We start from the raw sequence: 380 nt of genomic DNA on the forward strand, positions 1-380 counted from the left end.
GCAAGTCCGAGAACGCGGGCAACGCGGACGCCGCACAGGCCAAGACGACCCTTGAGTACGCTCCTGACCAGGCGGATCAGGCTCGCCGACTGGCGGACATCATGGGTCTTTCCGGTTCCGCGCTCAAGCCCGGCGAGAGCGAGCTCAACGCCCAGGGTCTGCCGACGATGACATTGATCCTGGGCAAGGACTTCAAGGGAGCGGGCGTGAAGCTCGACTCCTCTTCGGTGAAGACGCCGGACGTGGAGAAGTCGACGGCCGACAAGGTCCAGTGCTCCGGTTGACCGGCTGAGGCGACCTGACGGGCCTGTCGAGCGTCTGACATGACGTACGACAGGCCCGTTCCATGGCGCACGGGTGGGGCGGTTCTACCGGCAAGG

The 380-nt window shown here is 65.5% G+C and carries 1 protein-coding gene; it reads left to right on the plus strand.

Going from position 1 to position 380, the window contains the following annotated elements:
- On the plus strand, positions 1-284 hold a 284-nt coding region (locus tag H4N64_RS44285; protein WP_186288276.1), incomplete at its 5' end, for a LytR C-terminal domain-containing protein.
- Between the last annotated feature and the right edge of the window lie 96 nt (positions 285-380).

Origin of the sequence: Streptomyces cupreus (genome assembly GCF_014257025.1) — a bacterium.
Classification (GTDB): Bacteria; Actinomycetota; Actinomycetes; order Streptomycetales; family Streptomycetaceae; genus Streptomyces; species Streptomyces cupreus.